22 protein-coding genes and 5 pseudogenes are annotated in these 26,083 nt (G+C 41.2%); 24 read left to right on the top strand and 3 right to left on the bottom strand.

The features are described from left to right. Nucleotides 1–160 precede the first annotated feature (160 nt). The 4 genes and pseudogenes from JNUCC1_RS17340 to JNUCC1_RS17325 all read left to right on the top strand — a co-directional run bounded on the left by JNUCC1_RS17340 (nt 161) and on the right by JNUCC1_RS17325 (nt 2,316). Nucleotides 161–868 carry a cytochrome c biogenesis CcdA family protein gene (locus tag JNUCC1_RS17340; RefSeq protein WP_331713899.1) on the top strand — a complete coding sequence of 236 codons (708 nt, stop codon included), beginning with the start codon at nt 161–163 and terminating at the stop codon, nt 866–868. Between the two features lie 63 nt (nt 869–931). Further along, a pseudogene (locus JNUCC1_RS17335) lies at nt 932–1,356 on the top strand (Na(+)/H(+) antiporter subunit B). A 69-nt stretch (nt 1,357–1,425) separates the two neighbouring features. Next, nucleotides 1,426–1,788, top strand: coding sequence for a response regulator (locus JNUCC1_RS17330; RefSeq protein WP_156646891.1), 363 nt, complete (start codon nt 1,426–1,428; stop codon nt 1,786–1,788). 40 nt (nt 1,789–1,828) lie between these two features. Then, nucleotides 1,829–2,316, top strand: a pseudogene (locus JNUCC1_RS17325) (CcdC family protein). 17 nt (nt 2,317–2,333) lie between these two features. Here JNUCC1_RS17325 and JNUCC1_RS17320 read toward each other — a convergent pair. Next, nucleotides 2,334–2,805: pseudogene (locus tag JNUCC1_RS17320) on the bottom strand (DUF2621 family protein). A 184-nt stretch (nt 2,806–2,989) separates the two neighbouring features. Between JNUCC1_RS17320 and JNUCC1_RS17315 the strand changes: the two are divergent. The 6 genes and pseudogenes from JNUCC1_RS17315 (at nt 2,990) to JNUCC1_RS17290 (ending at nt 8,410) form a co-directional block, all read left to right on the top strand. Next, nucleotides 2,990–4,072, top strand: coding sequence for an ATP-binding protein (locus tag JNUCC1_RS17315; RefSeq protein ID WP_156646889.1), 1,083 nt, complete (start codon nt 2,990–2,992; stop codon nt 4,070–4,072). Nucleotides 4,073–4,280: 208 nt separating this feature from the next. Beyond that, on the top strand, nt 4,281–6,986 hold the full coding sequence (acnA, locus tag JNUCC1_RS17310) for an aconitate hydratase AcnA (protein ID WP_156646887.1): 2,706 nt from the start codon (nt 4,281–4,283) through the stop codon (nt 6,984–6,986). A gap of 75 nt (nt 6,987–7,061) precedes the next feature. Beyond that, nucleotides 7,062–7,280 carry an FbpB family small basic protein gene (locus JNUCC1_RS17305; RefSeq protein ID WP_156646885.1) on the top strand — a complete coding sequence of 73 codons (219 nt, stop codon included), beginning with the start codon at nt 7,062–7,064 and terminating at the stop codon, nt 7,278–7,280. Nucleotides 7,281–7,354: 74 nt separating this feature from the next. Then, nucleotides 7,355–7,585 carry a small acid-soluble spore protein Tlp gene (tlp, locus tag JNUCC1_RS17300; RefSeq protein ID WP_156646883.1) on the top strand — a complete coding sequence of 77 codons (231 nt, stop codon included), beginning with the start codon at nt 7,355–7,357 and terminating at the stop codon, nt 7,583–7,585. 101 nt (nt 7,586–7,686) lie between these two features. Then, entirely contained in the window at nt 7,687–8,115 is a 429-nt protein-coding gene (locus tag JNUCC1_RS17295) for an acyl-CoA thioesterase (protein WP_269448178.1), read from the top strand. Beyond that, nucleotides 8,115–8,410 (top strand): annotated as a pseudogene (locus JNUCC1_RS17290) (hypothetical protein). Before JNUCC1_RS17295 ends, JNUCC1_RS17290 begins: the two are co-directional and overlap by 1 nt. On the opposite strand, the gene yidD reads toward JNUCC1_RS17290, so the two are convergent. Together yidD and plsY are read right to left on the bottom strand one after the other, a co-directional pair. Further along, a complete protein-coding gene (yidD, locus tag JNUCC1_RS17285; protein WP_156646879.1) occupies nt 8,389–8,637 on the bottom strand; it encodes a membrane protein insertion efficiency factor YidD in 249 nt (82 codons plus the stop codon). The pseudogene JNUCC1_RS17290 and the gene yidD sit on opposite strands and share 22 nt — an antisense overlap. Before the next feature lie 27 nt (nt 8,638–8,664). Beyond that, nucleotides 8,665–9,246 (bottom strand): glycerol-3-phosphate 1-O-acyltransferase PlsY, encoded by a 582-nt coding sequence (plsY, locus tag JNUCC1_RS17280; protein WP_156646877.1) that lies wholly within the window; start codon nt 9,244–9,246, stop codon nt 8,665–8,667. A 195-nt stretch (nt 9,247–9,441) separates the two neighbouring features. Here plsY and JNUCC1_RS17275 point away from each other — a divergent pair, with 195 nt between their 5' ends. The 14 genes and pseudogenes from JNUCC1_RS17275 to JNUCC1_RS17215 all read left to right on the top strand — a co-directional run bounded on the left by JNUCC1_RS17275 (nt 9,442) and on the right by JNUCC1_RS17215 (nt 26,068). Beyond that, a complete protein-coding gene (locus JNUCC1_RS17275; RefSeq protein ID WP_156646875.1) occupies nt 9,442–9,861 on the top strand; it encodes a CoA-binding protein in 420 nt (139 codons plus the stop codon). 176 nt (nt 9,862–10,037) lie between these two features. Further along, entirely contained in the window at nt 10,038–11,990 is a 1,953-nt protein-coding gene (gene parE, locus JNUCC1_RS17270) for a DNA topoisomerase IV subunit B (RefSeq protein WP_156646873.1), read from the top strand. A gap of 15 nt (nt 11,991–12,005) precedes the next feature. Then, nucleotides 12,006–14,453 (top strand): DNA topoisomerase IV subunit A, encoded by a 2,448-nt coding sequence (gene parC, locus JNUCC1_RS17265; RefSeq protein ID WP_156646871.1) that lies wholly within the window; start codon nt 12,006–12,008, stop codon nt 14,451–14,453. 147 nt (nt 14,454–14,600) lie between these two features. Further along, nucleotides 14,601–15,743, top strand: coding sequence for an acyl-CoA dehydrogenase family protein (locus JNUCC1_RS17260; protein WP_156646869.1), 1,143 nt, complete (start codon nt 14,601–14,603; stop codon nt 15,741–15,743). A gap of 27 nt (nt 15,744–15,770) precedes the next feature. Then, complete coding sequence (locus JNUCC1_RS17255) at nt 15,771–17,117, top strand: acetyl-CoA carboxylase biotin carboxylase subunit (protein ID WP_331713848.1); 1,347 nt, start codon at nt 15,771–15,773, stop codon at nt 17,115–17,117. 23 nt (nt 17,118–17,140) lie between these two features. After that, nucleotides 17,141–17,350 (top strand): acetyl-CoA carboxylase biotin carboxyl carrier protein subunit, encoded by a 210-nt coding sequence (locus tag JNUCC1_RS17250; RefSeq protein ID WP_156646867.1) that lies wholly within the window; start codon nt 17,141–17,143, stop codon nt 17,348–17,350. A 22-nt stretch (nt 17,351–17,372) separates the two neighbouring features. Continuing rightward, a pseudogene (locus JNUCC1_RS17245) lies at nt 17,373–18,148 on the top strand (enoyl-CoA hydratase). A gap of 18 nt (nt 18,149–18,166) precedes the next feature. Continuing rightward, a complete protein-coding gene (locus JNUCC1_RS17240) occupies nt 18,167–19,696 on the top strand; it encodes an acyl-CoA carboxylase subunit beta (RefSeq protein ID WP_156646863.1) in 1,530 nt (509 codons plus the stop codon). 163 nt (nt 19,697–19,859) lie between these two features. Continuing rightward, nucleotides 19,860–20,108, top strand: coding sequence for a hypothetical protein (locus JNUCC1_RS17235; RefSeq protein ID WP_156646861.1), 249 nt, complete (start codon nt 19,860–19,862; stop codon nt 20,106–20,108). 92 nt (nt 20,109–20,200) lie between these two features. Next, nucleotides 20,201–20,839 carry an alpha/beta fold hydrolase gene (locus JNUCC1_RS17230; RefSeq protein ID WP_156646859.1) on the top strand — a complete coding sequence of 213 codons (639 nt, stop codon included), beginning with the start codon at nt 20,201–20,203 and terminating at the stop codon, nt 20,837–20,839. A 127-nt stretch (nt 20,840–20,966) separates the two neighbouring features. Beyond that, nucleotides 20,967–21,218, top strand: coding sequence for an alpha/beta fold hydrolase (locus tag JNUCC1_RS17225; protein ID WP_197431789.1), 252 nt, complete (start codon nt 20,967–20,969; stop codon nt 21,216–21,218). Between the two features lie 322 nt (nt 21,219–21,540). Further along, nucleotides 21,541–25,059 carry a dynamin family protein gene (locus tag JNUCC1_RS17220; protein WP_156646855.1) on the top strand — a complete coding sequence of 1,173 codons (3,519 nt, stop codon included), beginning with the start codon at nt 21,541–21,543 and terminating at the stop codon, nt 25,057–25,059. Next, nucleotides 25,023–25,187, top strand: a complete 165-nt coding sequence (locus JNUCC1_RS18370; protein WP_197431787.1) for a hypothetical protein — start codon at nt 25,023–25,025, stop codon at nt 25,185–25,187. The genes JNUCC1_RS17220 and JNUCC1_RS18370 overlap by 37 nt, the downstream gene beginning before the upstream one ends. Before the next feature lie 14 nt (nt 25,188–25,201). Next, nucleotides 25,202–26,068, top strand: coding sequence for a 5'-3' exonuclease (locus tag JNUCC1_RS17215; RefSeq protein ID WP_156646853.1), 867 nt, complete (start codon nt 25,202–25,204; stop codon nt 26,066–26,068). Nucleotides 26,069–26,083: the final 15 nt, after the last annotated feature.

Here is a 26,083-nt window from a genome sequence, read left to right as displayed (position 1 = left end):
TTAATTTTGCAAAAACCCTCCTTGATCAGCGCAAGGGGGGTTTTCCATTTTCTTAAATTTGTCGCTCATTTGTTAGACTTTAACCGTTTTTATACGACCATATCTGATAAAATTATAGGATGAGTATACATGACTAAGGGGGCAGATAACAATGCTTGGTATAGAGGATATTAATATTTTCATGGCCTTTGGAGCCGGATTTCTTTCATTTATTTCTCCTTGTGTCTTACCCTTATATCCCGCCTTTTTATCTTATATTACAGGGATGAGTGTTAGCGAAATCAGTAATGAGAATAAAATGCTACAGAAAAAAAGTATTTTACATACGCTGTTTTTCTTATTAGGGTTTTCGGTGGTATTTTTGTTGATGGGCGGATTTATGGGAAGTGTGATTTCTGATTTTCTCACAGCTAATCAAGGATTGATTCGCCAAGTGGGGGCCGTCGTTATTATTTTCTTCGGTCTCGTCATTATTGGAGTTCTTAATTTTGATTTTTTGATGAAAGACCGATCAGTGAAATTCAAAAACCGGCCAACCGGATATGCTGGCAGTTTTTTAATTGGTTTAGCCTTCTCATTAGGATGGACCCCTTGTATGGGTCCTATCCTGGCGGTTGTCTTATCCTCGGCTGCGACCACACCAGACATTGCATTACTGATGATGATCAGTTATGTACTTGGGTTTGCGATCCCATTCTTCGTTCTATCATTTTTCATTGGCAGGATGTCCTGGATTAAACGATACAGTCAGAAAATCGTTAAAATCGGCGGCGTCATTATGATCCTGATGGGTATTGCGCTTTTCTTTGACTGGCTGACGGATTTGACGTCATATTTAGCAGGTCTCTTCGGGTTCAGCGGGTTTTAATGTGGATTTTACCAATCATTTATATTATGATAGAATCAATCTTTCTTTAAGGAGTACCCTATGATGTACAAACCAAACAATTTGATTTTGAGAACGACTACTTCATTGATCGCCTTTATATTACTGGGGTTTTCCATATATTTGCTTCTTGCAGGACACAATTCGCCCGGCGGAGGATTTGTGGGGGCCTAATGACGTCATCGGCAGTGTTATTGATGTATATGGCTTATGGAATGGATGTTGTAGAAAAGGTTATACCGATTAACTTTCAGTATTTAATTTTACTTGGTCTTTTCATTGCTGTTGCAACAGGCATTGGAGCGATTCTTTTGGGTGAACCGTTTTTGTCTCACACATTTGGGTATGTGACATTACCTATCTTTGGAGAGATTGAACTTGCCACCGCCATGTTGTTTGATATTGGTGTGTTTTTCACTGTTTTAGGTGTTACCATTACGATTATCCTTACAATTGCAAGTGACCAATAAAATCATATTCTGTCTCCATAATAGTGGATAATTAGGCAGTTCAAGCCAGTGCGAACGGGGGAAATACATATGGCACGTATACTTATTGCTGATGATGCAAACTTTATGCGGGTAACGTTAACCAATATATTAAACCAGGAAGGTTATGAAATCGTCGGGCAAGCCGAGAATGGCCAGAAGGCGGTTGAGCTTTACAAAGCACTAAACCCAGATCTTGTCACAATGGACATAACCATGCCTGTCAAAAACGGCATCGATGCCATACAAGAAATTAAAGCGTTTGATGACAATGCAACAATTGTCGTTTGTTCTGCGATGGGGCAGCAAAAAATTGTTGTGCAAGCGATTGAATTCGGAGCAACAGACTTTATCGTAAAACCGTTTGATAAAAGCAGGGTTCTTGAAACAATCGAACGGGCGTTGAACTTATAAATTAACGTTTTAAACTTGAATAAGGATCGGGATGGTATTTATGTTTTGGGTCATAGCAAGCACTGTAGTGGCAGCATTTATGGCCACTACAATGATATTTATACGTTTGAAAGCAGCGCGTAAACCAGCTACAGTTAAAAAAATTATTATTCCACCTCTTATGATGAGCACAGGGGCATTTATGTTTCTGATACCGGAGTTTCGTGTCCCATGGCAGCAAGTTATGGAAGCAGTGGGCGTTGGTATTCTTTTCTCTGTTTTATTAATTAAAACCTCGAAATTTGAAATCAAACAGAACGACGTCTATTTAATACCGTCTAAAGCATTTGCTTTCGTTTTATTCGGTTTGCTGGCAGCAAGGATTTTACTGAAGCTTGTAATCGGGGCTGGGCTTCTATCTCTTTAGGCGAAATGAGCGGAATGTTTTTCTTGCTGGCATTTGGTATGATTGTCACTTGGCGGCTTGCCATGCTGTTGCAATTTTTGAATCTAAAAAAACAACTCATGCAAAAAGCACCATCATCATAAGGATGAGGTGCTTTTTTTTACGATTTATATCGGGCTTTCCAATCAGTTTCATAATCGTCTCGAGACTGCTCGAAATAGATTTCGTATGGAGCAACGTCGATATGTTTCTGCTTCAGTTTTTTGCGCAAAAACTTATGATCCCTTTTTGGAGTAGCGATAATATATCCCGGATTACGACATCCTGATCAACATGTGTCTTTTCTTCATAAATTGCCAGTTCTCCAATTTTACTGGCGATTTTATGTCTTGCCACGTCACGGAATAATTCTGGTACAGGGGAAACAAGCTCTTCCAGCAGTTCTTTCTCTTCAGTGCCCACATATGCCTTGACTTTTCCATGTAATATTCTTCCCAATCCATTGCAGATTTTCCATCTTCTTTAGGCATGCGCTTCAAAAACTTTCTGAACATGAAAAACCCGCCAATCCCCATTAACCCAATTAGCAGAAATCCCCATAATATAATGAGCACATCGATAAAAGCAGACATGTAATCACCTTTTTTTATATGATGAAAAACAAAACTTTGTCTTTTCAACTGTTTTTTAGTAACATTTAACATTATAATAGCATTATCACATACATACAAGAAATCATCATTTTTTTACGTTTATTGTCATAAGTATGGATTAAACAGCAGATTTTGTTGTCATTGACACAAAGGAGGTCTATGTATGGTACCAAAGTCCGAAAATAGTAAGGACCTTTCCAAACCGCTGCCATCCTATACACTGGAGACACTTCCGCAGCATATACTGAATTGGGTTGACAACTATAATCATGATGTCATTGTAATGTTCAATGACATAGGTAATATATTTTACACTTCCCACTCAATTCAAAGACAGCTTGGTTATGCCCCCACTGAGTTGAATGGATTCAATTGGCGTGAAATCATTTCTCCTTCCGATCTGGCATACATCAATGAACATTTTTTGAGACATTCGCTGGACGCTCAAGCGTTCAATATTCGATTGAGACATAAACAAGGTAAATGGATTTGGTTTGAAGTCGTTGCTGCAAAACATATTATAAATGATGAAATCTGTTATACAGTTGTGTTAAAGGATATTTCTGACAAAAAAGAAGCTGAAGAACTTATGATCCGCTCTGAAAAAATGTCAGTTGCAGGGCAGCTGGCTGCGGGTATTGCTCATGAAATACGAAACCCTCTAACGTCGTTAAAAGGATTTGTCCAGCTTTTGCAAGGCGGTCTCATACAAAAAGATGCCTACTACAAGATTATGCTTGATGAAATTGACAAGATGGAGTCCATAACATCAGAACTTTTATTTATATCCAAACCACTTAGCAATGATTTTCAAATAGAATCACTCAATGATATGGTAAACGATGTAATGTATTTGCTGCGTGCACAAGGAAAAATCAGAAATATCTCATTGAACTGGGAAGAAACCGAAGACCATTTAATAAATTGCAATCGATCCCAAATTAAGCAAGTACTCATCAACCTTATTAAAAATGCCATTGAAGCGATGGAGCAAAAAGGTACTATACACATACAAACCTATAAAGCAGAGGAATCGGTTTATATCGATATTATTGATGAAGGCCCCGGAATTCCTGAAGAAATTATTCATAAATTAACTGAACCATTTTTTACAACTAAAGAAAGCGGAACTGGTCTTGGATTGATGATCACCCATCAAATTCTCCAAAAGCATAACGGTACATTAAAAGTCTTAAGTAACGAAAAAAAGGGAAGTACGTTTCAAATAATACTTCCTTTAAATTAAAATAGACATTTCTTCCATTGTGTATAACTATTACTTATCACCTTGAATAACAATATGATATCTGTCCAGTATAACGAATTCATTGAGTTATCAGCTGTCTTCATTTAGTATAAAGAGGGACAGAGGTTTTATTGTGTCTATTAATGAAACTTTTTCCAATCGTAACAAAGCAAATTGAAAATATTAAGCTGAAAGGGGTTTAATAGCAATGGGAGAGAATTACACACAAAATGCGAAAAAGCAATTTGAACTCAATGGTAAAACATATGATTACTTTGAGCTGAAAACATTGGAGAGCAATAAAAAAGATGCCGTTTCTCGATTGCCATTTTCCATCAGAGTATTATTGGAATCTGTCTTACGCCAACATGATGGACGGGTTATTAAAAATGAACACATTGAAGGCTTGTTAAACTGGGGTACAAAAAAAGGAAACGTGGATGTTCCTTTTAAACCGTCACGGGTAATCTTGCAAGACTTTACAGGAGTGCCTGCTGTCGTTGATTTGGCATCTCTTCGCAAAGCTATGGTGGATATGGGGGGAGAGCCGGATAAAATCAATCCCGAAGTACCAGTGGATCTTGTCATTGACCACTCTGTACAGGTTGATGAATATGGCACAGCCAATGCCCTCAAAGCAAATATGGAATTGGAATTTGATCGTAATGCTGAACGTTATGAATTCCTCCACTGGGCACAAAAAGCTTTTGACAACTACCGTGCTGTTCCACCAGCAACCGGAATCGTGCACCAAGTTAACCTGGAATACATCGCAAACGTCGTTCATGGTATCAAAAATGAAAACGGTCATTATGATGCATTCCCAGATACGCTCGTTGGTACAGATTCCCATACTACGATGATTAACGGACTCGGTATTTTAGGCTGGGGCGTAGGCGGAATTGAAGCTGAAGCAGGCATGCTTGGTCAACCTTCTTATTTCCCGGCACCAGAAGTGGTAGGCGTTAAATTCACAGGGAACTTCCCACAAGGTACAACTGCTACAGACTTGGCGTTAAAGGTCACGCAAGTACTCCGTGAGAAGAGTGTTGTAGGGAAGTTTGTTGAATACTTCGGACCTGGTCTTGCAGATATGCCACTTGCAGATCGTGCAACCATTTCCAACATGGCACCGGAATATGGGGCAACATGCGGTTTCTTCCCAATTGATGAAGAAACTCTGCGGTACTTACGTTTAACCGGACGGGACGAAGAACAAATTGAGCTTGTTGAAACCTATGCTAAGAAAAATAATCTGTGGTATTCACCTGAACAAGCCGATCCGGATTATACAGATATCATTGAAATCGACCTCTCTGATCTCGAGCCAAATCTATCCGGCCCTAAACGCCCACAGGATTTGATTGCTTTGTCCGATATGAAGAAAACATTCAACAAAGCGATCACAGCACCTGAAGGCAACCAAGGATTTGGGCTTGATAAAAATGAATTTGACAAAGAGGTTACTATTGAGCATGCAAGCGGCAAAAAATCTGTCATGAAGACAGGTTCTCTGGCGATTGCTGCTATTACATCCTGTACAAACACCTCAAATCCATACGTTATGCTTGGTGCAGGACTTTTGGCCAAAAATGCTGTTGAAAAAGGCCTTGAAGTACCTGATTATGTTAAAACATCACTTGCTCCCGGTTCTAAGGTGGTTACACGCTACCTTGAAGATGCAGGCTTAATGCCATATTTAGAGAAGTTGGGCTTCAGCTTAGTCGGTTATGGCTGTACAACTTGCATCGGTAACTCCGGACCTTTATTACCTGAGATTGAAGATGCGATTGCCGAAAATGATTTAACAGTTTCCAGTGTGCTTTCCGGGAACCGTAACTTTGAGGGACGCATTCATCCGCTTGTAAAAGCGAATTATCTGGCTTCCCCGCCACTTGTAGTTGCCTATGCTTTGGCAGGAACAGTCGATATTGATCTTACCAAAGAAGCGCTCGGTACGGATGCTGAAGGTAACGCGATTTATATGAGCGATATCTGGCCAGCTATGGAAGAAATTAAGCAAGAAGTTGAACAAGTCGTTAACCCAACTATCTTCCGTAAAGAATACGAGAGTGTATTCGACTCGAACGAAAAATGGAATAAGATTCAAACGACAGATGAACCGTTATTTGAGTGGGATGCTGAATCCACTTATATTCAGAACCCGCCATTTTTCGAGAATCTGCAAAAAGAAGCTGGGTCTGTCCATCCATTAAATGATCTGCGCGCAATTGGGAAATTCGGTGATTCGGTAACGACGGACCACATTTCACCGGCAGGAGCCATCGCCAAAGATATGCCTGCAGGACAATATTTGCAGGAAAAAGGCGTCACACCAAGAAACTTTAATTCATATGGTTCACGCCGTGGTAATCATGAAGTTATGATGCGCGGCACATTTGCGAATATCCGCATTCGGAACCAGCTTGCCCCAGGAACAGAAGGTGGATATACCACTTACTGGCCAACTGAAGAAGTTATGCCAATATACGATGCAGCCATGAAATATCAAGAAAATCAAACAGGTCTGATTGTAATGGCAGGCAAAGACTATGGTATGGGGTCTTCTCGTGACTGGGCGGCCAAAGGAACCAACTTGTTGGGGATTGAAGCTGTCATTGCAGAGAGCTTTGAACGTATACACCGTTCAAACCTCGTTATGATGGGTGTACTGCCGCTGCAGTTTAAAAAAGGTGAAAACGCCGATAAACTTGGTCTCACCGGTCGAGAAACATTTAACATTGAAGTTGGAGAGTCTGTCAAACCACATGACCTTGTGTCTGTCACGGCAGTGGACGAAACAGGTAAAACAACTCAATTCGAAGTCATTGCCCGTTTCGATAGTGACGTGGAAGTTGATTATTATCGTCACGGCGGAATCCTGCAAATGGTTCTTCGTCAAAAAATGGCTTAACACATTGAAATCCAAAAAACTTCCTGCACCCAATTGTGCAGGAAGTTTTTTTTCTTTGTATATATTTTTTAAAAAATGGCCATACTTCTATTAAATGTAAATTCAAATTCACCTAGCAATTTGAACAGGCATATTAAAGGAGTGGTTGAAGTGGCCTTGAAGAAACGACAATCATTTGATGAACTTGTTCAGGAGAACAGAAGACAAATCATGTCAGATCAGGAACTCATGAACCGAATCGAAAAAAAGTTAGAACAAAGAAGACATGAATATTTGCAGAAAGCAGACACGTGAATGCCGTGTATAGTTCTGCCCATTATGTATAAACTACATTTGAATCAATCATCATAATGGGGAGGGCTTTATAAATGAAAGATGACAAATATGCACCAAAGCCAGATGACCGAAGTGATAATGTAGAAAAACTGCAGGATATGGTTCAGGACACCATAGAAAACATTGAAGAATCGCATGAAACCATGTCACACTTATCAGGTCAGGACAAAGAGCAATTAAAAGCAAAAAACAAACGTCGTGAACAAGCGATCGAAGGCATGCGACAGGAAATCAAGGATGAATACGATCATCAGCAACAATGAATTGATAACCAGGCTGACATTAAGATGCAGCCTGGTTTTTTATGTGATTTTGAATGTAATATGATAAAATTAATGTGCAAGGATACAAGGAGGCTATTAGATTGTCACAGAAAACACAAACACCTATAGAAGTACGCTATCAGGAAACTGATCAAATGGGGGTTGTATATCACGCCAATTATTTAATTTGGTTTGAGATTGGACGAACCCACTTCATAAAAAATCTCGGTTTTGATTATGCAGATATGGAACGAAACGGAATTGTATCCCCCGTTGTCGATGTACATGTTTCCTACATAAAGCCCATTCGCTACGGAGAAAAGGCTTATATCGAGACATGGCTGCAGTCCTATAATGGTATCCGCACAACCTATGGCTACACTGTTTTTACTGAAGATGGCACTGCAGCTGTTACCGGAGAAACAGAACATGTCATTGTTAAAAAAGACACATTCCGTCCTTTGTCTCTCAGGAAAGCTTATCCCGAATGGCATAAGGCTTATAAAGAAATCATAAAGGATGAATCATAATGGCTTTTGGATTAAGAAGGCAAGAACTGAATCAATGGAAAAAAGCTGTCAAGAAAGGAGAAATTGCCTTTCTGACACACTACTGGCTGGATGATCGGTTTCCGGGATGTGATACCGTTACAAAAGCGGGTTGTGCAGATCTCCCGAAATTAGAAGCTTGGGGAAGACAATACGGCCTTAAAAAAGAGTGGATTCACAGAGACGACACATATCCACATTTTGATTTATTCGGAGAAAGACAAAAAAGATCCTGACAGCAGAAGGATGCCAGGATCAACTTAAACGATTTGAGTGATGGTGATGTTTGGTTTTTTCTGGAACTAAATCAACGCCGCCTGGATGAAATGGATGACATTTACTAATGCGCTTTAAGGATAAATATCCGCCTTTTAATGCACCAAATCGTTTAAACGCTTCAAGACTATATGCCGAGCATGACGGATAAAAGCGACATGTTGGAGGCTTAAAAGGACTAATGGCTTTTTGGTAGAATTTAATGAGCGCTATAGCGATATATTTCATTTGCAACGCCTCTTTTTATAATCAGATTTACATCCAAGTGATTTTTGGCTCGGTTTTGTTTTTGATTCTCTTTATATTGTCTTTATGCCGATAAAACACGAATGCCGTCAAAGCTGTTATAATGATCATCAGAACAATATCTTGAATGATGAATGACAATATGATTGTCACAACCCCCGTCACCATAGACGAAAGCGAAACATACTTCGATAAGTATAATGTCAGCAAAAATGTAAGGATCATAATAACAAATAGAAGCGGATAAACGCCTAAAATAATGCCGCCGGAAGTTGCTACAGCTTTACCACCTTTAAAACGTGCAAACAAAGGATATGTATGTCCAACGACGGCAAACAGTCCAATGAGAAGGGGATGAACACCTGTCCCAACCAAAACCGGTATAACGGTTGCGGCTGTGCCCTTTAAAATATCGATCAATGTAACGGCACTGCCTGCTTTGAATCCAAGCACTCTAAAAGCATTTGTTGCACCAAGATTACCGCTGCCATGTTCACGGATATCCAACTTAAATATCACTTTGCCTATGACTAAAGCGGATGGGATGGACCCAAGCAGATAGGCAATCAATGCAAACATCAAAAACTCCATATAAAACACCTCGGCCAGAAGAATAGGAACATGTTCATTAAAATTATAACACATTAAAGAACGAAAGGGATATGCCAAGTTTGCAAATCAAAATAAAACTGCCTGATCTGAGATTAAGTGCAGCAGCATTAAGGTTTTAGGTGTTTTGTGGTAGAATGAAATAAGAACCAAATTTATCGAATGGGAGGCACGCATATGTCATGGCAAAATCCTGACAACCAAACAATCCGCGAAATTCTAGAAACATCAAAAACCATCGCAGTCGTTGGGTTATCAGCAAATACTGAACGCACCTCTTACCAAATTGCTAAAATTATGCAGGATAATGGGTACCGGATTATACCTGTTAACCCTACCGTCGATGAAGTACTCGGTGAAAAAGCCTACGCCACACTGACAGACGTTCCTGAACAGATCGACATTATCAACGTCTTCCGCAGACCTGAATATTTACCAGCGATAGCAGAGGAAGCAGTTAAGACAGAATGCCGTGTGTTTTGGGCCCAACAAGGGATCATCAACGAAGAAGCCTATCATTATTTAAACGACCACGAGTTCACCGTAATAATGGATATGTGCATTAAAGTTCTTCATTCCCTGCTTGTTAAACAGTAACTATGTCAAAAGGTGCCCTTCATGGGGCACCTTTTTAAAGCGAATAAAAGGCACTATACAAGGGTTTGACAAATATAGTATACTAAATGGCAGTCAAAAAAAACGGTCTATTGCAAACGCACGTTCTAATGTTTATAATATAGTAAGCTTTGCAAGACAGAGGGGAGTCATTGAATATGACAAATCAATCTTCGCAGTATACAGATGATTCGATACAGGTGCTGGAAGGGCTGGAAGCTGTGCGTAAGCGCCCGGCCATGTATATCGGCAGCACTGACCACAGAGGTCTTCATCATCTTGTCTTTGAAATAGTTGATAATGCCGTCGATGAAATGCTGAACGGTTACGGTGATTTGATCAAAATAACCATACATAAAGACAACAGTATATCGGTTGAGGACAAAGGACGGGGCATTCCAACCGGTATGCACCGGACAGGTAAGCCCACAATCGAAGTGATTTTCACAATCCTGCACGCAGGAGGTAAATTTGGTCAAGGCGGCTACAAAACAAGCGGCGGTCTGCATGGAGTAGGGGCGTCTGTTGTCAATGCCCTTTCCGAATGGATGAAAGTGACTACATACAGAGATGGCTACAAATACGACCAGAGTTTTGCCAATGGCGGAAAAGATATCACACCATTACAGAAAATAAAACCAATCAGGAAAACAGGCACGTGTGTGCATTTTAAACCGGATCCTGCTATTTTTTCTGTTACTACGTTTGATTATGACGTCATTGCCGAACGGCTGCGAGAGGCTGCTTTCTTACTTAAAGGCTTACGTGTAGAACTTATTGACGAACGTCACGATCAACAAGATGTATATGAATATCCAGATGGGCTCGTTTCATTCATTCATTATTTAAATGAAGAAAAAGACGCCTTACATGCTGTTGCAGCTTTTTCAGGTGAAAATGATAGCATAGAAGTCGATTTTGCCTGTCAATTTAATGATGGCTACGCCGAAAATGTGCTATCTTTCGTCAACCATGTCAGGACACATGATGGGGGCACACATGAGTCCGGAGCCAAATCAGCTATTACACGGATATTCAATGAATTTGCCAGAAAGAATACACTTCTTAAAGAAAAAGATAAAAATCTCGAAGGCAGTGATATAAGAGAAGGTCTGACGGCAGTTGTTTCTGTAAGAATACCTGAGGATAAGCTGCAGTTTGAAGGTCAAACCAAAGGAAAGCTTGGAACCTCAGAGGCAAGATCTGCCGTTGATTCAGTCGTATCAGAACAACTATCTTTTTTCCTTGAAGAAAATCCTGATATCTCCAACATGCTCATCCGTAAAGCCATTAAAGCAAAAGAAGCACGTGAATCAGCTCGAAAAGCGCGTGAGGAAGCACGTTCCGGAAAGAAACGCCGTCGCAAAGATGCCCTCCTTTCCGGCAAGCTTACACCAGCACAATCCAAAAATCCCAAAAAGAATGAACTTTATCTGGTGGAGGGGGATTCTGCCGGCGGTTCTGCCAAACAAGGAAGAGACCGCAAGTTTCAAGCAGTCCTGCCGCTTCGAGGAAAAGTCATTAACACCGAAAAAGCCAAGATTCAGGAGATCTTAAAAAATGAGGAGATTTCCACGATCATCCACACCATTGGAGCTGGCGTCGGCGGGGACTTTGATATGGAAGACGTACAATATGATAAAATCATTATCATGACAGATGCGGATACAGACGGTGCTCATATCCAAATCTTGCTGCTGACCTTTTTCTACCGGTATATGCGACCTTTAGTTGAAGCTGGAAAAGTTTATATCGCTCTTCCGCCACTTTATAAAGTTTCCAAGGGGAAAGGCAAGCAAGAAAAAATCGTCTACGCCTGGGATGAAACAGAGATGGAAGAAGCGGTCAAAACATTTAAAAACGGTTATATCATCCAGCGGTATAAAGGTCTTGGTGAGATGAATGCTGATCAGTTGTGGGAAACAACAATGAGCCCTGAGACAAGAACTTTAATCCGGGTCACCATTGAGGATTTGGCACGAGCTGAACGACGCGTGACAACATTAATGGGAGACAAGGTTGAACCAAGACGAAACTGGATTGAAACGAACGTTGAATTCGGCATGCAGGAAGCAGCTAATATACTAGAAAATGACAAAATTCATTCGTAACATGGGGGGATTATCTTGGCACGATCAGAAAATTATCTCGATCTTCCATTAGAAGAAGTCATCGGGGACCGGTTTGCCAGATACAGTAAATATATCATTCAAGACAGGGCACTGCCAGATGCCAGAGACGGACTCAAACCAGTCCAGCGCAGAATTTTATTTGCGATGCATGAAGAGAAAAATACGCATGACAAAGCTTTTAGAAAAGCTGCCAAAACTGTAGGAACTGTCATCGGTAACTATCACCCCCATGGCGATTCATCTGTTTATGAAGCCATGGTTCGTTTGAGTCAAGATTGGAAAGTGAGAAACGTCCTCGTAGAAATGCATGGGAATAATGGTAGTGTTGATGGTGATCCTCCTGCTGCCATGCGTTACACTGAAGCAAGGATCTCTAAAATTGCTTCAGAAATGCTGCGTGATATTGAAAAAGAAACAGTGGATTATATTCCGAACTTTGACGACACCATTTCTGAGCCTGTTGTACTGCCAGCTAAATTCCCGAATTTACTTGTGAATGGGTCTACAGGTATCTCGGCCGGGTATGCGACAGATATTCCCCCACATAACCTTGATGAAGTGATTGACGCTGTTATTAAGAAAATCGACCAGCCTGCTGTTGAGCTGTCCACTTTGATGACGATCATCAAAGGTCCTGATTTTCCAACAGGGGGCATTGTTCAAGGTATAGAAGGAATTCGCAAAGCATATGAAACAGGCAAAGGCAAGGTGGTTATTCGCGGAAGGACGGCTATAGAAGATATTCGGGGCAATAGACAGCAAATTGTCATCGATGAAATTCCTTTTGAAGTCAACAAAGCGTCTATGGTTAAAAAAATGGATGAACTGCGCATTGACAAAAAAGTAGAAGGTATTGCGGAGGTGCGTGACGAAACCGACCGCACCGGTCTCAGAGTAGTGATCGAACTTAAAAAAGACGCCAATCCAACTGGCATCCTGAATTATTTGTATAAAAATACAGATTTGCAGGTTACGTATCACTTCAACATGGTTGCCATACAGGATAAAACACCAAAGCTCTTATCATTGCCCGCCATGCTGGATGCTTATATTGCACACCAGAAAGAAGTCGTCACTCGGCAGACGACATTTGATTTGAACAAGGCTCAAGCAAGAGCTCACATTGTCGAAGGGCTTATTAAAGCCGTATCTATATTAGATGAATTGATTGCTGTCATCAGAGCTTCTAAAGATAAAGGTGATGCCAAAAGACGCATTATGGAGCAGTTTGGCTTTACTGAAAAACAAGCAGAAGCCATTGTTATGCTTCAGCTATATCGTCTTACAAACACTGATATAACCGCACTGGAAAAAGAAGCAGCTGAATTAAAGGAAGCTATTTCTAAACTTGAAGCCATTTTAGGCAGCGAAAAAAAGCTTTTGCAGACAATCAAACAGGATCTGAGATCACTTAAAAAGACTTTCTCGACCAGTAGACGCACCGTTATTGAAGATGAAATTGAGGAATTAAATATCGATATTGAAGTGCTCGTTGCGAGCGAGGACGTTCTCGTTTCAGTCACTCAAGGGGGTTATATTAAACGAACCAGTCTGCGATCATACGGCGCTTCCAATGCGGAAGATTTTGCCATTAAAGAGGATGATCATATCGTCAGCCTGACTGAACTTGATACAACAGATTATATGCTGTTGTTCACAAGCAAAGGACGTTTCATTTATATTCCTGTCCACGAATTGCCGGATATCCGCTGGAAAGATATGGGCCAGCATCTATCCAACATTGCAAGTATGGAACAAGATGAAAAAATCGTACAAACCATACCGGTTCGAGAATTCATGGAGAATGCCTATCTTTTATTCTTCACCAAGCAAGGTATGGTCAAAAAAAGCGAATTTAAGCTGTATCAGGCACAACGGACTGCACGTACCATGATTGCGATGAATGTTAAAGAAGGGGACGAGGTTGTCAATGTTCATTTGACAAATGGTTATTCTGATGTATTTGTCGCAACCCATAAGGGGTATGGTCTCTGGTACCATGAATCTGAGATATCTGCAGTGGGACAAAGGGCTCAAGGGGTGAAAGCGATCGCCCTGAAGGATGATGATTATGTGGTAAGCGGCCAAGTGTTTGATGATTTATCAGATCCGTCACTTGTGCTGGTAACTCAGCGAGGCGCCTGCAAACGCATGAAGATCAGATCGTTTGAAAAAACCACCAGGGCTAAACGAGGTGTTCTTATGCTTAGGGAATTAAAAAGCAAGCCACACCGGATCAGAGGCTTTCATACAGTAAATGAAGCTGACCTGCTCACCCTTTTGACGAGCGAGGGGAAACAAATAGATGTGTTTCCGCTGGAACTTACAGAAAGTGATCGATCCAGTAACGGGTCATTTGTAATCGACACTGAAACAGACGGTGAAGTGATTCAAGCGTGGAAGAAAGCGGGTTATACAAAACCATTTGAAACCATACAATAATCATCTCTCGAGTCCCCTGCATACACAGCAATTGTGATCAGGGGGTTCGGCCGTTTGGTTAGTGGATACTGCACCATTTTCTAATTTATTGTATAATAAAAACCAGACCATCCAAAAAGGTCTATTATCGTTTACGGGAGGTTTATAATGAATTTTGAATTGGATAAAGAACAGCTTATGATTCAAAAAATGGTTCGGGACTTCGCACAGAATGTCATACGCCCACGTGCTGTTGACATTGATAAACAGGCAGTATTTCCAGAAGATATTTTTGAGCAGATTGGAGAACTCGGGTTGCTTGGCATCCCCTTTCCGGAAGAATATGGCGGTTCAGGGTCAGACACAATCTCTTATGCAATAGCTGTTGAGGAAATTGGCAGCGCTTGCGGAAGCACTGGGCTGAGTTATGCAGCTGCTGTTTCTTTGGGAGCAAGTCCCATTTATTATTTCGGTACTGAAGAACAAAAGAAAACATATCTCACACCACTTGCAGAAGGCAAAGCTCTGGGTGCCTTTGGATTAACTGAACCCAATGCTGGAAGTGATGCAGGCGGCACCAAAACAACAGCGGTTGTTGATGGCGATGACTTTATTATAAACGGTGAGAAGTGCTTTATCACAAATGCCAGTTTCGCCAAAACAATTATTGTGACGGCTGTAACAGAGAAAGATGAGCGCGGCAAAAATATTATATCCGCTATTATCGTGCCAACCGATACGGCTGGGCTTACCATCACAAGCAATTATGATAAAATGGGTGTACGCGGTTCAGATACGGCAGAAGTGGTCTTGGAAAATGTCAGAGTTCCCCGGGCCAATTTGCTCGGCGATCCAGAAAAGGGCTTTAAACAGTTTCTACATACTCTTGATGGAGGCAGAATCTCGATTGCGGCACTTGGTGTCGGTATCGCACAGGCTTCTCTTGACAGGGCACTGGAATATGCCAAAGAACGGAAACAGTTTGGCAAGTCCATTTCAGACTTTCAAGCTATACAATTCAAACTGGCGGATATGGCAATGGAGGTAGAACTTGCACGGAATATGGTCTATAAAGCTGCATGGCTCAAAGACCAGGGGAAACCATTTACTAAAGAATCCGCTTATGCTAAGTTGTTCGCAACTGAAACCGCTTTCCGTTCAGCCAACCAGGCTATTCAAATTCATGGCGGATATGGTTATATGCGCGAATATGAAGTTGAACGATATCTGCGGGATGCCAAACTATTGGAGATCGGTGAAGGGACTTCTGAAATTCAACGTCTTGTTATTTCAAGACAACTAGGCTGCTAGATTAATCGTATAATAGGGGGATAAGCCGTGATTCAAAAAATACTCGTTGCAAACCGAGGGGAAATTGCTGCACGTGTGATACGCACATGTCAAAAGATGAACATCAAAACAGTTGCCATCTATTCTGAAGCCGATCAGGATGCCCCGTTCGTAGCCATGGCTGACGAAGCACATCTTGTAGGCCCACCCAGGGTAAATGAAAGTTATTTAAACACGGATAAAATCATTTCCATTGCTAAAGAAACGAAGGCAGATGCACTTCATCCGGGATATGGCTTTCTAAGTGAAAGTCCCGCGTTTGCGCAAGCTTGCGAACAAGAGGGGATCACCTTTATCGGTCCTAAAAGTCATGTTATGAAACAAATGGGTAGTAAAATAGAAGCAAGACGGGTGATGCAAGAGGCAGGTGTGCCGATTGTGCCCGGTACAGATCAAGCAGTAGAGTCAGCTGAAAATTCTGTGAAAGCAGCCAATCAAATCGGCTATCCAATATTCCTTAAAGCCTCAGCTGGAGGCGGAGGCATCGGTATGCAAACCGTGTACTCTGATGAGGAACTGCTGAAAGCCTTTAGCGGTAACGCCAAACGAGCTGAAACGTTCTTCGGTGACGGTGCCATGTTCCTGGAGAAGAAAATAGAAGACGCACACCACGTAGAAATTCAATTGCTTGCAGATGAAGATGGCAACGTGATTCACTTGTTTGACAGAGAGTGCTCTATACAAAGACGCAATCAAAAAGTGATTGAAGAAGCGCCCTCACCATTCATCAGCGAAGAGACCAGGCATTCCATGGGAGAGTCTGCTGTAAAGGCAGCAAAAGCGTTGGGTTATACAAGTGCAGGAACGATTGAGTTTCTAGTTGACGACCAGGAACATTTTTATTTTTTGGAAATGAACACTCGCATTCAAGTTGAACATCCGATTACTGAAGAAATTACGGGTGTGGATATTGTAGAAGCTCAAATTAATATCGCAAACGGTAAGTCGCTTGCTTTTAAGCAAGAAGACATCACAAGGACGGGACATGCCATTGAAGCACGGATCTATGCTGAGGACCCGGTAACATTCTTCCCGTCACCCGGCCAAATTACTGCCCTGAGCCTTCCAGAAGGTAGTGGCATCAGACATGAAAACGCCGTTGTGAGCGGCTTTAATGTCACACCCTTTTATGATCCCATGATCGGGAAACTCGTTGTATCGGGTGAAACAAGGGATCAAGCTATAAGCCGAATGGAAGCAGCTTTGGCAGATTATCATATTGAAGGCATTAAAACCAACATACCGATGCTGAAAGAGGTCATTAAACACCCACAGTTTAAATCTGGGATCACGACCACAGCATTCGTAGAGCATTACTACAATAAAAAGGATTAATGAAAATCAAGGAGGCTATTCAAATGGAATTAAAAGCATCAATGGCAGGTAGTGTATGGAAGATTGTCGTAAGTGAAGGAGACCAAGTGGAAGAAGATCAGGATATTGTTATTTTGGAATCTATGAAAATGGAAATACCTATTCCAGCTGAAGACGATGGCACGGTGAAAGCCATTAAAGTGGCTGAAGGTGACTTTGTCAACGAAGGCGACGTTATTGCTGTTATCGAATAGTGAATAAGTGGGGGTGATTGAAATCTCTTTGGTGAAATTTGATGTAAAAAATTATATTGCTGTTTTAACTTTAAATAGACCTGAAGCCGCCAACGCCTTATCCAAAGCATTACAGGATGAATTAAACGAAAAGGTGTCCGCAATCAAGACAGACCCTTCCATTCGTTGTGTCGTGATCACGGGTGCGGGTGAAAAAGTCTTTTGTGCAGGAGCAGATCTAAAAGAACGAAGAGGCATGAATGAAACCCAAGTCATCGAGGCGGTACAATTCATCGGTCAAACGGTGTCGAATATCGCAAGTCTGGAGGTTCCTGTTATAGCGGCCATAAATGGGGCTGCTTTTGGGGGTGGACTTGAATTGGCATTGGCTTGCGATATTAGAATCGCAGCCGCACATGCTAAAATGGGGCTCACAGAAACCTCATTAGCCATCATTCCTGGAGCTGGAGGCACACAACGCTTGCCACGTCTGATCGGTCTTGGTCAGGCAAAGCGCATGATTTACGCTGCTGAAAGAAAAACAGCGGAACAAGCACTGAAAATGGGTCTTGTCGAAAGTGTTCCGCCTGCTGATGAACTCATGAACACTGTCATGGAATTGGCAGAGCAGATTGCACATAACGGCCCCATCGCCGTACGTCAGGCCAAAAAAGCAATAGATGTCGGTATCGAAAGTGATTTAACAACGGGCCTTCAATTCGAAAATCTCGCTTACCAGCAGACCATCCCAACAGAAGACAGAGTGGAAGGGCTGGTAGCATTTAAAGAAAAAGAAAACCTGAATACAAAGGAAATTAGCATAAGGGGAATGGGTTCATGTCATATATCAATGACCTGAAAGACCGGGTCAGTCAAATTGAAAAAGGCGGCTATGAGAAATATCATGAAAAAAATGCGGAAAAAGGCAAGATGTTTGTCCGAGACCGTCTCAAGCAATTATTTGACACAGGGGTTGATGTGGAAGACGCATTTTTTGCAAATTGCATGGATGATACACTGCCGTCAGATGGTGTGGTCACAGGGATTGGGAAGATCAACGGACAATCTGTTTGTGTAATGGCCAACGACTCAACCGTTAAAGCAGGATCCTGGGGCAAACGAACGGTCGAGAAAATCATCCGCATTCAGGAAACAGCGATGAAGCTGGAAATCCCTATGCTGTACCTTGTCGATTCAGCAGGGGCCAGGATTACGGATCAAATTGAAATGTTCCCAGGAAGACGTGGAGCAGGACGGATTTTTCACAATCAAATAAAACTATCCGGTCGCGTCCCACAAGTCTGCCTGCTATTTGGACCTTCCGCAGCTGGCGGGGCTTATATACCAGCATTCTCTGATATCGTTATCATGGTAGAAGGTAATGCATCCATGTACCTCGGATCCCCGCGTATGGCGGAAAAAGTTATCGGAGAAAAAGTCAGCTTGGAGGAAATGGGTGGTGCGAAAATGCATTGTTCTGTTTCCGGGTGCGGAGATGTACTCGTTAAATCTGAACAGGCAGCGATTGAATACGCACAGCACTATCTATCCTACTTTCCTGCTAACTTTAGAGAAAAACCAAAATCAGCAGCACCTGGTGATATTAAATCATTTGAAAAAACAATTACAGACTTGATTCCTGAAAATCAAAATGCGCCATTTAATATGCATGATTTGATTGCACGCGTCATTGATGAAGACAGTTTTTGTGAAATCAAAAAGAAATTTGCACCTGAATTGATCACAGGACTTGCCCGCATTAATGGACAATTTGTCGGTATCATTGCCAATCAGCCAAGAATGAAAGGCGGTGTCCTGTTCCCGGATTCAGCGGATAAGTCAGCAAAATTTGTCCAATTATGCGATGCATTTAACATCCCGCTGTTATTCTTGGTTGATGTTCCAGGCTTTATGATCGGCACTAAAGTTGAACGTGCAGGCATTATTAGACACGGTGCCAAGATGCTCGCGACAATGAGCGAGGCAACCGTTCCAAAGATATCCGTTATCGTTCGAAAAGCATATGGTGCTGGTCTGTATGCCATGGCAGGCCCTGCATTCGAACCTGATGCATGTATTGCACTGCCTACCGCCCAGATTGCAGTTATGGGACCGGAAGCCGCGGTGAACGCTGTATATGCCAATAAAATTGCCGAGCTACCTGAGGAAGAGCGCCCGGCATTCATACAGGAGAAACAAGAGGAGTATAAAGAGAATATTGATATATACCGTCTGGCATCCGAATTGGTTGTCGATGCAGTCGTTGATCCAGAAAAACTACGTGACGAACTCATCAGCCGCTTTTCAGCTTACGATGTCAAAAACGTCACCTTCACCGAACGCAAACATGGCGTATATCCAGTTTAAAATAAAAACAAGGGCTATGAAACAGCCCTTGTTTTTTAACAATGGAATTAAAAGTCTTTAAGTGCGGTAGATAAGTGAAAGATTGTATTATAAATGTATTGTTAAGCAAAAAGGGCAGTTAAATATAATATGTTAAGGTTAGGTAATAAAAGGAGGGATATGAATGAAAAAGTTCATTGTATTTTCCATTAGCTTTTTAGTTTTATTTGGAGCATTTCAAGTTATATCTGGATATTTTATGACACTTTTTTATACTTCAGATGTGCCAAGTGCTTGGGGTCAAAGTGGAAGTTTATCTAGCAGTGTTATTATTAAAGAAAGTCCTTCTTTTTCCCCCTTCCTTTTAGCTTTTTTTGCAGCAACAATTGCTTATTTTGCACCTAAGATATTTATTAAAAATAGCAGCAATTAATTTACCACAAGTGGGCGCAGTTGGGAAAGAAGCACGGGCCAGGTTAGTTGAATAAGTATAGGCAAACACATTATTGGAAAAGAGGTGTGACGATGCTTTTAAAGTCTTTTGAAAAGCCTTTGAATAATCTAAGTAAGCAAAATGGAAGAGGAACTATAACAAAGGAATACATAGAAATTAATGGAGTCAGACAAGGGTTAATCATTGAGTCTTTAAATCAAGGAAAACCATTGCTATTATTTTTGCATGGTGGTCCGGGATTACCTGCTTACCCCGTCATTAAAGCCCATGGTGTCAGTCTTGAACAGTTTTTCGACGTGTGTTATTGGGATCAAAGAGGAACAGGCATGTCTTATTATAATAAAGAATCCAATGAACCATTAAGCGTTGAACAGCTATTGGATGATACAATTCAAGTCGTAAACTATTTGAGGGAAAAATATGCACAAGACAAAGTATTTTTACTTGGGCATTCATGGGGGTCTTACCTTGGAAGCCTTGCAGCACATAAAAAACCTCACCTTTTCCACGCTTATATTGGAGTTGGTCAAGTAGGCTCAGCAAAAGAATCAGAGCATGAGACATATAACTTTATTCTAAAAACCGCAACCGATAAAAATGATCATCGTGCAATGAAACAAATAAAAAATGTAGCATTTGATGAAAATTATTATAAAAATCGTTCATATGGTGCCATCAGGGCTAAATTCACGAACAAGTACGGGGGGTGACTTTAAACGGAACGGGTACTCAAACTTTGAAAATTTAAGACATATTGTTTCCTGCCCAAATTATACGATCAAAGAACGCATAAATATTTTTCGGGGGAGTTTTTCCAGCTATCAGTCATTAGGTCATGTGATGGCAACAACCGACATAGTCAAACTTGTTCCAACGCTTGCTCTTCCGGTCATGATACTCCAAGGTCAGTATGATTATCAAACGACGCACACACAGGCTAAGCGCTTTTATGAATCGGTAAAGGCTCCATATAAGAAAATGTTCACCTTTGAAAATTCGTCCCACACTCCTTTTATTGAGGAATCGGAACGTTTTTATAAATTTATGCAAGATGAAGTATTGGGGTTATGTAGCCTGAATTTTTCGTAACCAGGTGCAGTAATCTAATCTAAAAAGAGTACATTACCAAGCTCGGGGAAACATGGAGACTCCTATGGGAGCAAAAGCTTAGACGAGACCCCGGAGACGTAAAACCGAGGAGGCTCATCAGCACCCATGGAAAGCGTAGTGTTTTCTCCGAGCGATTGCTTGAGCAGTTATTAACATCTATTTATATCGTGTTGCGTCGTAATAATTACTATAGTTGTCCATAATAATGTTATGTTAACTACTGGTTTTTGAGAAATTGTAATGGTAAATGGGAGAGGTTTTTCGTATAATAGACGCTGGATGAGATGTTTAATGAAAGGACATGGATGTGGTGGAAGCAGTGAAACAGCAGAGATTACATATTTCAAAAGAGCAGCTGGCGGCATTATACGATCAAATGCTCACACGTAAAGACGAAATCAATGCACAAAAAATGTTAGATTTGTACGACAAACACATACAGCAAACCATTTCAATTAGCTTTGCGGGTCATTTTTCCGCCGGTAAGTCCTCTATGATCAACACACTGTTGGATGCGGATATACTGCCTAAGAGTCCGATTCCTACAAGTGCAAATATCGTCAGGCTTACATCGGGAGAAGGGGTTGCACGCATTTATTTTAAACATCAGCAGCCTGTGGAATATAGTGAACCGTATGATATTGAGCAAATAAAAGCGTATTCCAAGGATAAAACAGATATTAAACAAATCGACATCAGTACCTCCCAATCATTGATCCCCAAGAACCGCTATATTATTGACACACCAGGGATTGATGCCGCGGATGATGCAGACAGGGTTATGACTGAAGGTGCACTCCATCTTGTCGATCATATCTTTTATGTCATGGACTATAACCATGTCCAATCAGAAGTTAATTTGGAATTTCTAAATAACATACAAAAACAAGGACTTCCTTTTTCATTGATTATCAACCAAATTGACAAGCATGATGAGGAGGAACTGAGCTTTGCGAATTTCCAAATGAACGTTGAAAAAACGTTTTTTCAATGGGGGTTGAAACCTGAGGACATATACTATACGAGCCTTGTGCAAGCCAAATTCTCCCACAACGATTTGCATAAAGTTAAAACTAAACTTTCTGAGATGCTGAGCAGTCATTATGAAGACATACAAAATACCTCTCAATCTGCAAAACAGATCATTGAATCATATAAACATCGGCTTGAAGAACAGGCAATTGAACAAAAGGACATCCTTAAGCAAAAGCAGAATTCAGATTTTAATAGAGAGCATTTGAACGATATAAATGATAAGATATCCCATCTGGAACGCCTGCCCGACGATTTAGTTCATGCTTTAACAGCTGAACTAAATCTCACATTACAAAATGCTTATCTAATGCCAGCCACAACCAGAGATTTGGCTGAATCGTTTCTGCAATCAACACAATCCAGTTTCAAAGTAGGCTTGATTGGGTCAAAGCGCAAGACAGAGAATGAACGAATTGATCGTCTGAACGCCTTTTTGAATGCGCTGAAAGAAAATATACAGACAACAATCGAATGGAAATTGCGGGATAAGTTTATAAGTCTCCTCAAACAGCATAATGTACACGATGAGAACACGATAAACCGCATCCAGTCTATTTACATCAATTATGGTGAAAACGATGTTCTGAAGCTGGTTAAATCAGGTGCCATGGTGACCGGGCAATATGTGTTGAACTTTACGAATGAAGTAGCGAACGATATAAAACAGCAATATAAACAAAAAGCGCTTCATGTCTTCACACAGATCAAACAGGATATTGTTCATGAGAATACGCCAGAGTTAACAGAATTGAAACAGGCAAAAAAAGAAATGGAGAAGAACGTTGACCTCGACCATGAAAAAGAAATGATTGACGAGGCACTTCAAGACAGCTATGACGCAATTGATGCAGCACTGAATCAAACACTCGAAACAAACGCTTATATCACTCAAGCTGAAGCACATTTGGCCGAACAAGTCATCACTTTCAAACAGCAAACCGGTGTCACACTCCAACAACCCCACAACCGACAGACATCTGGGGAGATGGAATCAGGGCATGCATCACAAGAAGTTTCATTACCTGAAGCATCTTATAATTATATTACCAAACATATTGAAGAAACCATACAAACAGTTGCTGACACACCAGGATTTTCAACATTTATATCGGACTTAAAACGAAAACAGGCACGACTGGAAGAACGCAGCTACACCATATCACTATTTGGAGCATTCAGCGCTGGGAAATCTACATTTGCCAATGCCATGCTCGGAGAGTCGGTTTTGCCCGTCTCTCCAAACCCAACGACAGCAGCTGTTAATAGAATCAATCCGGTTACGCCAAAATATCCACATGGAACAGTCACAATACAGGTGAAAGATGCGGCAACGATGTTGAGTGATCTGAGGGCAATTACCAAAAAGTTATCACCCCCAGAAAGTGATTTATCCTCATTTCTGGAGTGGGTGAGAGCAAACGACATTCAACACTCGAAAAGTTTGAGTCAATTATATCAGTCATATTTGCAGGCAGTACTGGCTGGCTATGATTCAATTAAACATGCGATTGGCCAAACAATGACAGTAACGTTAGATGATTTTCCAGATTATGTAGCGGACGAAACCAAAGCCAGTTTTATAGAATCAATTGATTTGTATTATGATTGTCCTTTAACACAGGAAGGTATTACACTTGTCGACACGCCAGGTGCCGATTCCGTGAATGCTCGCCATACAAATGTGGCATTTGATTACATTAAACAAGCGGATGCAATCTTATATGTCACCTATTATAACCATGCATTGTCTAAAGCAGATAAAACCTTCTTAACTCAGCTTGGACGGGTCAAGGATGCCTTCCAGCTGGATAAAATGTTTTTTATCGTGAATGCCGCAGACCTTGCTGAAGATGAAGCTGAACTTAAACTTGTCACCACCTATGTGGAAGAACAATTAACCCAGCTTGGTATCAGGCTGCCGAATTTATACCCCGTTTCAAGCAAGCAGTCTCTTAGAGAGAAAGAGCAAGATCTTCAGTTAAACGGGATGATGCATCAGTTTGAAAAAGACTTTAACCGGTTTATTCACTATGACTTAACTGCTATAACCGCCCAATCTGCTGTCAAGGATATCCATCGGACCAAGGCTGCACTTGACAACTACAGACAATCCATTCACATGGATCAGGAAGCAAAACAAACTTTCATAGAATCTTTGGAAGAAGCTTTTGAGCAAGCAAAACAAGACATTGCAGTGGTCAATAGCGATGCAGAAGTCAAGCAGTTGACCCAGAGAATTGAAAAGCAGCTTCACTATGTATGGGAGCGTGTTTCGCTTCGTTATCATGATCTGTTTAAAGAATCCTTTAACCCAACAACGATTACATCATCTGGCAGAGAAGCACACAAGGAATTAAAACAAAGCTTAAGCGAACTTATAGACGATATTGCCTATGAATTATTGCAGGAATTGCGAGCAGTGTCACTCAGGGTAGAAAGTACAATACAAAAGCTCGCCCAAGAAATCTATGACAAACTGGGCGCAACATGTGAAGAGCAGCATCATGTATTCTCCCTTCCGGCTTTTGAAACGCCGGACCTGCAAACACCAAACTACGAATCAGGGTTTAAATCTATTGATCTTACTAATTTCGACCATGCTTTGACCGTATTTAAAAATACAAAAAGCTTTTTTGTCGATAACCAAAAAGAAATCATGAAAGAAAAGATTTATGAAGTGTTGGATCCAATGGCCAGGAGCTATTTGGATATGAACAAAAACATTATGGAGGACCATTATTTAACCGAATGGTCGCGCATGATCCAATCAATCCAGCAGGGGTAACAAAACACCTTGAAGAACAAGTCTCTGCGCAACTTGAGATGATGGCCACCCCAGCTGATATTGACCTCATTGAAAGAAAAACAACCTTGCTCGAGCACATTCTTGCACACTATACTTTGACATCATAAAGGTGGATATAACGATGAATAGAAATCAGATATTATTGGTGGATGGAATGGCCTTATTATTTCGTGGCTTTTATGCAACATCATTCCGAGGCAATTACATGTTGACGTCAACAGGCGTGCCTACAAATGGCGTTTATCAATTTATGCGCTATTTTATGGACGCTGTTAACACCTTCAAGCCTTCACATGTCATCTGCTGTTGGGATATGGGAAGCAAAACATTCCAGACAGAGCTATATGACAACTATAAAGCAAATAGAGGCGCACCGCCTGAAGAACTCATTCCACAATTTGACCTTGTAAAAGAGGTCGTTGAGGCTTTTAATGTGCCAAACATTGGCCTTGAGAATTACGAAGCTGATGACTGTATCGGTACACTAGCTGCTGCCTATTCACAAGATCACGATGTGACGATTTTGACCGGTGATCATGATATGCTTCAGCTTGTCAATGAAGGGACGCGCGTTGCCATCATGAAAAAGGGGATGGGTAATTACGACTTGTTTGACGCGCATAACTTCTTGGATAAACAAGGTCTTTCACCACAGCAGATTGTCGACATGAAAGCATTGACCGGTGATAGTGCTGATAATTATCCAGGCGTCAAAGGGATTGGTGATAAAACAGCCCGAAAGCTGCTGCAGCAATATAAAACAGTGGATACACTGCTTGAGAAAACCACAGAATTAACACCAGCCATGCAGAAAAAGTTTGAGGCTGATCTGGATATGCTGCACCTTAGCCGTGAACTGGCCCAAATAAAATGTGACGTCCCCGTAACGTGTGAACTGGATGATGCATTGTGGGAAATCGATCGTGACAAAATTGAGTCCGTATTCGAAAAATTGGAGTTTCGCAACCTTGACAAACTTCTCGGCTAAAGCAACCCCAAGAAA

The organism is Lentibacillus sp. JNUCC-1 (assembly GCF_009741735.1).
In the GTDB taxonomy this organism is placed as follows: Bacteria; Bacillota; Bacilli; order Bacillales; family Amphibacillaceae; genus Lentibacillus_B.
The sequence above is the reverse complement of the archived record's forward strand: the minus strand, read 5'-3'. Positions and strand labels throughout refer to the sequence as shown.

What these genes read in the sequence shown, in the direction of transcription:
- yidD (WP_156646879.1), bottom strand. Translation starts at nt 8,637, where the DNA reads ATGAAATATATCGCTATAGCGCTCATTAAATTCTACCAAAAAGCCATT.
- acnA (WP_156646887.1), top strand. Translation starts at nt 4,281, where the DNA reads ATGGGAGAGAATTACACACAAAATGCGAAAAAGCAATTTGAACTCAAT.
- JNUCC1_RS17330 (WP_156646891.1), top strand. Translation starts at nt 1,426, where the DNA reads ATGGCACGTATACTTATTGCTGATGATGCAAACTTTATGCGGGTAACG.
- JNUCC1_RS17240 (WP_156646863.1), top strand. Translation starts at nt 18,167, where the DNA reads ATGTCATATATCAATGACCTGAAAGACCGGGTCAGTCAAATTGAAAAA.
- JNUCC1_RS17215 (WP_156646853.1), top strand. Translation starts at nt 25,202, where the DNA reads ATGAATAGAAATCAGATATTATTGGTGGATGGAATGGCCTTATTATTT.
- JNUCC1_RS17250 (WP_156646867.1), top strand. Translation starts at nt 17,141, where the DNA reads ATGGAATTAAAAGCATCAATGGCAGGTAGTGTATGGAAGATTGTCGTA.
- parE (WP_156646873.1), top strand. Translation starts at nt 10,038, where the DNA reads ATGACAAATCAATCTTCGCAGTATACAGATGATTCGATACAGGTGCTG.
- JNUCC1_RS17275 (WP_156646875.1), top strand. Translation starts at nt 9,442, where the DNA reads ATGTCATGGCAAAATCCTGACAACCAAACAATCCGCGAAATTCTAGAA.
- JNUCC1_RS17315 (WP_156646889.1), top strand. Translation starts at nt 2,990, where the DNA reads ATGGTACCAAAGTCCGAAAATAGTAAGGACCTTTCCAAACCGCTGCCA.
- plsY (WP_156646877.1), bottom strand. Translation starts at nt 9,246, where the DNA reads ATGGAGTTTTTGATGTTTGCATTGATTGCCTATCTGCTTGGGTCCATC.
- JNUCC1_RS17235 (WP_156646861.1), top strand. Translation starts at nt 19,860, where the DNA reads ATGAAAAAGTTCATTGTATTTTCCATTAGCTTTTTAGTTTTATTTGGA.
- JNUCC1_RS18370 (WP_197431787.1), top strand. Translation starts at nt 25,023, where the DNA reads ATGGTCGCGCATGATCCAATCAATCCAGCAGGGGTAACAAAACACCTT.
- JNUCC1_RS17260 (WP_156646869.1), top strand. Translation starts at nt 14,601, where the DNA reads ATGAATTTTGAATTGGATAAAGAACAGCTTATGATTCAAAAAATGGTT.
- JNUCC1_RS17230 (WP_156646859.1), top strand. Translation starts at nt 20,201, where the DNA reads ATGCTTTTAAAGTCTTTTGAAAAGCCTTTGAATAATCTAAGTAAGCAA.
- JNUCC1_RS17305 (WP_156646885.1), top strand. Translation starts at nt 7,062, where the DNA reads ATGGCCATACTTCTATTAAATGTAAATTCAAATTCACCTAGCAATTTG.
- tlp (WP_156646883.1), top strand. Translation starts at nt 7,355, where the DNA reads ATGAAAGATGACAAATATGCACCAAAGCCAGATGACCGAAGTGATAAT.
- JNUCC1_RS17220 (WP_156646855.1), top strand. Translation starts at nt 21,541, where the DNA reads ATGGATGTGGTGGAAGCAGTGAAACAGCAGAGATTACATATTTCAAAA.